Annotated in this window: 5 protein-coding genes; all 5 read right to left on the reverse strand. The window is 69.3% G+C overall.

Translation table 11 applies throughout. The features are described from left to right. Positions 1 to 182 precede the first annotated feature (182 nt). On the reverse strand, positions 183 to 1,409 hold the full coding sequence (locus FYX01_RS25840; RefSeq protein ID WP_150246465.1) for a class I SAM-dependent methyltransferase: 1,227 nt from the start codon (positions 1,407 to 1,409) through the stop codon (positions 183 to 185). Positions 1,410 to 1,474: 65 nt separating this feature from the next. Beyond that, positions 1,475 to 2,461, reverse strand: coding sequence for an NAD-dependent epimerase/dehydratase family protein (locus FYX01_RS25845; RefSeq protein ID WP_150246468.1), 987 nt, complete (start codon positions 2,459 to 2,461; stop codon positions 1,475 to 1,477). Positions 2,462 to 2,466: 5 nt separating this feature from the next. Then, complete coding sequence (locus FYX01_RS25850) at positions 2,467 to 3,819, reverse strand: nucleotide sugar dehydrogenase (protein WP_150246471.1); 1,353 nt, start codon at positions 3,817 to 3,819, stop codon at positions 2,467 to 2,469. 470 nt (positions 3,820 to 4,289) lie between these two features. After that, positions 4,290 to 6,305: an AfsR/SARP family transcriptional regulator gene (locus tag FYX01_RS25855; protein ID WP_190394494.1), complete on the reverse strand. Its 2,016-nt coding sequence runs from the start codon at positions 6,303 to 6,305 to the stop codon at positions 4,290 to 4,292. Between the two features lie 194 nt (positions 6,306 to 6,499). Further along, positions 6,500 to 6,918 (reverse strand): glycosyltransferase (locus FYX01_RS25860; RefSeq protein WP_223830659.1); only part of this gene is annotated, 419 nt, incomplete at its 5' end.

The raw sequence follows: 6,918 nt of genomic DNA on the forward strand, positions 1-6,918 counted from the left end.
CTGCACGACCCCGCGCACCGCCGAAACGCCGACCGGCTACGCCGCCAGGCCCAGCGGATGCCCACCCCCAACCACACCGCCGCCCGACTCACCCGACTCGCCGAACAACACACCACCCCCCACCGCTAGAAGACGGACGGGCGGGCTCCGGCCGGTCCGGGGCCCGCCCGTCCAGACGGTCCTCAGAGCACGCGCACCTCGGGCACGTAACCGATCCAGTGGCCGCCGGAGTCGCGGAACGCCCGCTCCTTGGCCATGATCTCCTCGGAGTGGTTCCAGGCGAAGAGGAGCGCGTAGTCCGGGTAGGGGTCGGAGAAGGCCTCGGGCCCGCGTACCGGGATGTGCCCCCCGGGGGTGAGCCGCCCCTGCTTGGCCGGAGTGGTGTCGGTGACGAACTCGATCAGGCCCTCGTCGATTCCGCAGAAGTTCACGACGGTGGCGCTCTTCGCCGTGGCCCCGTAGCCGACGACCCGCCTGCCCTCTGCGCGGAGGCGGCGCAGGAGCGCCAGGAGCCGTTCCCGCGAGCGCCGCACGCTCTCCCCGAAACCGCGCAGGGTCTCCTGCGATGCCAGCCCGCGCTCCGCCTCCTCCGCCAGCATGGCGGCGACGGCCGCGGAGGGTTCGCGCGCTCCGGCCCGGGCGAGCGTGTAGCGCAGCTCCCCGCCGTGGACGGGGATCCGCTCGACGTCCACCAGCTCCAGACCGAAGCGCGATGCCATCGTCCGGACGGAGGTCACGGTGAACAGGAAGAAGTGCTCGTCGTAGACCTGGTCGTAGGAGGTCTTGTCCACGATGTCGCCGAAGTAGGGGTCCTCGAACACGAACACGCCACGGGGCGAGAGCAGTGCCTCCACACCGCGCAGGACCGAACCGATGTAGGGGATGTGGCAGAAGGTGTTCGCGGAGAAGACCACGTCCGCGTGTCCGCTCCGGTCGATGATCCGCGCCGCGGTCTCCTCCTCGAAGAAGTCCTTGCGCACGTCGACGCCCAGTGAGGCCGCGATGTCGGCGACACCGCCCGACGGCTCCACTCCGAGGTGCCGCTGGCCCGCGTCCGCGATGGTCTTCAGCATCACCCCGTCGTTGCAGCCGATCTCGACGGTGAAGGGGTCCTCACCGGTGAGCTCGGACGTCAGGAAGCGTTTGGCCACCGCCTCGAAGTGGTTTCGCATCCCGGCGGAGCCGGAGGAGAGGTAGGGGTAGTCCTCGTGGAACATGCGTTCCCTGGGTACCTCCTCCATCAACTGCACCATCGTGCACGCATCACAGGCGCCCACGGCCAGTCGGAAGAAGAACTCCTCGTCGGTGGAGTCGGGAAGTCGGAACGCGTCGGAGAGCGGCTGGCGTCCGAAGTCGAAGAACTCTCGGACCGTACCGGCGCAGACACGGCACTCCGTAGTGGTCGGCATGTCGGCTCTTTCCTTGCAGGTGTGGGGAGGGGCAAACGGCGGCGGTTCCGTTCCGGAGCCGCGGGTCAGGACGGGGAGTCGTCCTCCAGTTCCAGCCACCACGGGTTCGCGGCCGCCCACTCCACCAGGCGTGTCACGCCTTCGCGCAGGCCGGTGTCGCACCGCGCCCCGATGAGGGTCCGCAGCTTGGTGGTGTCCGGGACGCGCCGCCCCAGGTCCTGGTAGGTGACACCGAAGCTCTGTTCCGTGTCGATCGACTTGGTCCCCGCGTCGCAACCGGTGAGCTCAACGATGAGTTCCACCGCCTCCTGGATCGTCATCTCCGTCGAGTTCCCCACGTTGAAGCACTCGCCGGAGGCCGCCTCGCTGGCGCCGATGCGCACGGTCGCCCCGACCGCGTCGTGGACGGAGGTGAAGGTCCGTGTCTGCTTGCCCTCGTCGTACACGATGGGAGGGAGGCCGTTGAGACAGCGGTGGACGGTCCGGCTGATGAGGAACGCGGGACGCTGGCGGGGACCGTAGAGGTTGAAGTAGCGGACGATGGACGCGTCGAGGCCTCTCTGGCGCACGAAGGCGAAGGTCAGGTGCTCGGCCAGGGCCTTGCTGGAGGAGTAGCTCCAGCGGTTGACGGACGTACTGCCCAGAACCCGGTCCGCGTCCTCGGTCCAGGGGACGGCCGGGTTCATCCCGGAGACCTCGCTCGTGCTGGCGAGAACGAGCCTGGTCCCCGCTTCCGCGGCCCTCTCCAGGACGTTCCTGGTGCCGGTGAAGTTGGTGTCGATCACGTCGAGGGGTGTGGCGAGGTACTGGTCCACGCCCACCACCGCGGCGAGGTGGTAGACGACGTCGACGTCCTTGGTGATCACCGCCGCCAGTTCGTCCGGGTTCCGTATGTCGCCCGTGACGAACCGTGCGTCCACGTGGCGTCTCGCTGCCTGGGTGGCCCGCCGTCCGGTGTCGAACACGGTCACCTCGTCGCCCCGGGCGACCAGCCGGTCGACCAGGTGGCTTCCGACGAATCCGCGTCCACCGGTCACGACTGCACGTGTCATCGCATCTACCGTCCGATCCCGAGATAGGTGTATCCGAGAGACTCCAGTTGCCCGATGGTCTCCCGGGAGAAGTAGGCGCGCCCGTCCATCACGGCACAGCGGGACGAGGTGTACCGCTTCAGCTCCGCGAAGTCGATCGAGGAGAACTCCTTGTGCCACGCCGTCACGGCGAGGCAGTCGGCGTCGCGCACGGCGTCCTCGACGCTGGGGCACAGCGGGAGGCCGAAGACCCTCTCGGCGTCGGCCTCCTCCACGAGGGGGTCGTGGAGGGCGACCTCGACGCCCAGGTCGCGCAGGTCCCTGACCATGCGGGCCACCGGTGTGGCCCGCAGGTCCCCCGTGTCGTTCTTGAAGGCGAGGCCGAGGACCGCGACCTTGGCCGTCGAAGGCGTCCTGCCCAGCGACTCCACCGCTCCGACGGTCATCCTGGCGGCGTGCCCGGGCATGCCGTCGTTCACCCCGCGGGAGGTCGTGACCGTGCTGAGCTCGACGCCGTGCTCGCGCGCGGTGCTCCACAGCATCCAGGGGTCCTTGGTCAGACAGGAACCGCCCACACCAACGCTGGGCAGCAGGATGTTCACGTTGCCCTCCCCCTTGGGGAGGCTGTTGGTGGCGGCGACCACCTCCAGCGTGTCCACCCCGAACCGGGAGCAGACCAGAGCGAGCTCGTTGGCGAGCGCGAGGTTGTGGTCGATCCACCAGTTGCTGGCGATCTTGATCATCTCCGCGGTCTCCAGCGAGGAGCACGAGGTGGTCTCGACACCCAGGGCCGTGCGCCAGAACGCCTCGGCCGCCTCGACGCTGTGCGGATCGGCGCCGCCCACCACGACGGGGAGGGTGGTCAGCTCGCGCAGCGCGGCGCCCTGGGACAGCCGCTCGGGGGAGAAGGCGACTCCGAAGTCCTCGCCGCAGGTGAGGCCGCCGCTCTCCAGGAGGGGGATGACCAGGTCGCGGGTCGTGCCCGGTGGGACGGTGCTCTTGAAGACCAGGAGCTGGCCTCGCCTCAGGTGTCTGCTCATCTCCTTGCAGGCGTCCCTGAGCTGGGTGTCGACGAACGTGCCCGACTCGTCCACCGGGGTCCCCACCACGACGATCACCACGTCGGTCGAGGAGATCGCCGAGTGGTTCGACGAGAACCTCAGGGTCGGAAGGCCGCGGCACCTCGTGAGCAGGTCCGCCAGGTCCGGTTCCTGGAAACGGCAGTGGCCCCGTCCCAGCTCCTCCACGAGCGCTGTGTCGGTGTCCACCCCGACGACGTCGACACCCCTGTGGGCGAGGGCGAGCGCGACGCAGGAACCCACGTGTCCGAGGCCGATGACCGAAACCCTGAATTTCTCCCTGTCACGCAGGAAACGCATATCCGCTCCGTTCGAGATTCCTTGCCGGGGCGCACCGGTTCTTCACCTTGCCGTCGAAACTGCGGTTTTATTGTCCAGTGCGGTGCGCACAGGGAACTTTGCCTCCTCCTGAGTTGCCAGTGGAAGGCCGGACGGGTGTCGCCGAGCGAAGCCAAGCATAGAAGGGGGCGTCCTGATCGGCCAGCGGTATGGTTCGTCCGGGCCGCTGCGCTCCCGAGGCGCCGTGTCCCCGGGTCGGAGCCGGCGGGCGCACAATGGTCGCGGCGCGCCGGGGCCGTGGCCGGGATGCGTTTCCGGGGGATGGAAAGGACGCCTGAAAAGGCTGTCCTATTTCTGTCAGCGGACGACGACAGGGGTTCTGCTCCGGGTAAGTTATTCTCGTCGGCCTTCCGGCCGTCCGTGAAAGGCGTTCCCGGTTCGGTCCGCCGGTGCGCTGTCCCGCTGGCGGGACAGCGCACCGGCGGAGCTCCTCAGAGGCCGCGCCCGGTCCGCCCCGCCTCGCGTGTGACGCTCCGGAGGACGGTTCTCTCGGAACGAAGCCAGGCCAGGGCCTGGTCACGTGTTCCGAAACCCGGAAACCCGGGGCCGTGCACTCCCGGCAGGGTCTGCTCCCCGGCTATGACGCGGCACGCGTGGACCGCGAACGAGGTGTAGTAGTGGGCGATCCTGCGTGCCCACCCGGCCCTGCGCTCGGGGGAGTCCTCCGTCCTGGAGCGCTCCCTCGCGTAGAGCTTCAGGTAGCGGGGCATGCTCACGTGGTCGTGGCCGGTCTCACGGAGCAGGTTGGCCGTGCTGAGCTTCACCAGGTGTTCCCGGACACCGCTCACGTCGCCGCACAGCATGTGGGCGACCGCCCGCACCTCCAGGAAGGGGGCGTCGGAAAGCCCCACCGAGCGGAAGACCGTGGCCGAGTCCGGGGGCAGGGAGTCGTAGGACCAGGAGATGGGCTCCGAGGCGAACGAGCGTTCGAAGCTGTCGGGGGGCAGCCGTTCGAGTACCGAGTCCCTTCTCGGCTCGGAGGAGGCCGCCTGGACGAGGAGCTCCGAGATCGAGTGGAGGGGGAGGGGGGCGTTGCTGTGCGACCGGCAGAGCTCCACGACGTCCGCCGGCCCCGGCAGGGTGGGGGGCCGGGGGGCGCTCTGCTCGGAGAAGGCCCTGGCGGCGGACCGCAGCACCAGGAGCGCCGCGTCCTCGTCGGTGAGCGGTTCGAGGGTCAGGCGCCGTGCTCCGTCGCGTATGGACAGGCTGGTCATCCGGTCGCGGCCGGTGACGATCACGGCGCACCGCGGCGAGCCGGGCAGCAGCGGCCGTACGCGCTCCGGCGAGTCCGCGTTGTCCAACAGGATCAGCAGCCTCTTGCCCGAGGTCAGGCTCCTGAACAGTCCCAGCAGCCGTTCCCGGGGGACGGTGTCGGGCACGGGTTCGCCGAGGCCGAAGAGCATGTGCCGCAGGGCCTGGTCCGTGGCGAGCGGTTCCCGCGAGGCGGAGAACCCGTGCAGGTCCAGGTAGAGCTGTCCGTCCGGGAAGAGGGAGGAGACCTCGTGTGCGAAGTGGACGGCCAGGGCGGTCTTGCCCGTTCCGGGCGCCCCGTCGATGTGGATGAGCAGCGGTCTGTCATTGGGAACGGGCCTTTCGATGAGGCTGTGGAGGTACTTCGTCTCGGTGTCCCGCCCGATCAGGTCCGGTATGTTCCGGGGAAGCTGTGCGGGGACGGTGCGGGAGGCGCGGACCCGCGTGGTGCCGCCCGGAGGGTCGTGGTCCAACAGGGGCTCCCCGCGCAGGATCCGCAGGTACTTCCTCCGCAGGTCGGATCCGGGTTCGATGCCCATCTGCCGTACGAGCTCGTCGCGGAGGTCGTGGTACTCCATGAGGGCCTCCGCCCGGCGGCCGCACAGGTAGTAGGTCGACATGAGCAGGTCGCGCAGCCGTTCCCTGAGGGGGTACGCCTGCGTGAGGCCGGAGAGGCCGTGCAGCGCCTCGCGGTGCAGACCGAGGGCGAGCATCAGCTCGAACCGGTCCTCCAGCGCGGACAGGTGCAGCTCCTCCAGACGGAAGCGCTCGACCTGGGCCAACGGCCCGGGGATGCCCACCAGGGGCTTCCCCTCCCACAGGGCGAGAGCCTCCTCGTGCTCCGCGAGGGAGTCGTGGAGGGAGCCGGAGCTGCGTTTGGCCTGGTCCAGGCGGTTCTCGAACAGGTGTGCGTCGACCCTCTTCGGATCGATGTTCAGTCTGTAGCCCAGCCCGTCGAACTCCAGGAGCTGTGAACTGCTGCGTGGCCGCCGCTCGGGTTCGAGGGCCCGCCTGAGTCTGGCGACATAGGTGTGTACACTGCTGGTCACGGAATGTGGTTGTTCGCTTCCCCAGACGGCGTGGACGATCTCCTCGCGGCTCACCGAGCGGTTCGCCCTCAGCGCCAGGGCGCTGAAGAAGGCGCGCTGCCGGCCTCCACCGAGGGCCGGCGCCTCGCCGTCGACGGATAGTGCCACCCTGCCGAGTAACTGAACACGTATGTCCCTGTCCATCTCTGTTCTCCCAGCGTTGCATGGGTGTGGTCGCCGTGCGTCGGGCCGGTGTGGGGGGCCGTCCTCGCCGCTTTCGGCGTCCGGGGGTTCGCGGTCCTACCCGCGGGAGGGGAACGCACATCCCGGCCCAGCCCGTCCCGGCCGTCGGCGGACCGCTCTCAGGCGTGCCTGTGCCGTTCGGTGATCTCGCGGATGCGGGACGCGATCCGGTTGGGGGATGGTGACGACTCCATTTCTGTGCGTATACGCCGGGTTCCCGCGGTGTGGGAGGGGTCCTCCAGGAGTCGGGTGACCGCCCGGAGGACGCTGTGGCCGTCGGCCTGCTCCGGTGGTACGTGCAGTCCCGCCCCCGCCGCCTCCAGACGCCGCGCGGGCAGGACGTTGTCGAACCACGTCGGAACCACGACCTGTGGCACACCAAACGACAGAGAGCACAGAAAGGTTCCCCAACCGCCGTGGTTGATGACGGCCGAGCAGGTCGCGGCCAGGGCGTGCAGGGGGGCGAACTCGACGGCGCGGACGTTGGGGGGCAGGGGTTCCAGGCGTTCGCGTTCGGCGGGGGGCAGGGTCGCGACCA

Origin of the sequence: Nocardiopsis quinghaiensis (assembly GCF_008638365.1) — a bacterium.
Lineage (GTDB): Bacteria > Actinomycetota > Actinomycetes > Streptosporangiales > Streptosporangiaceae > Nocardiopsis > Nocardiopsis quinghaiensis.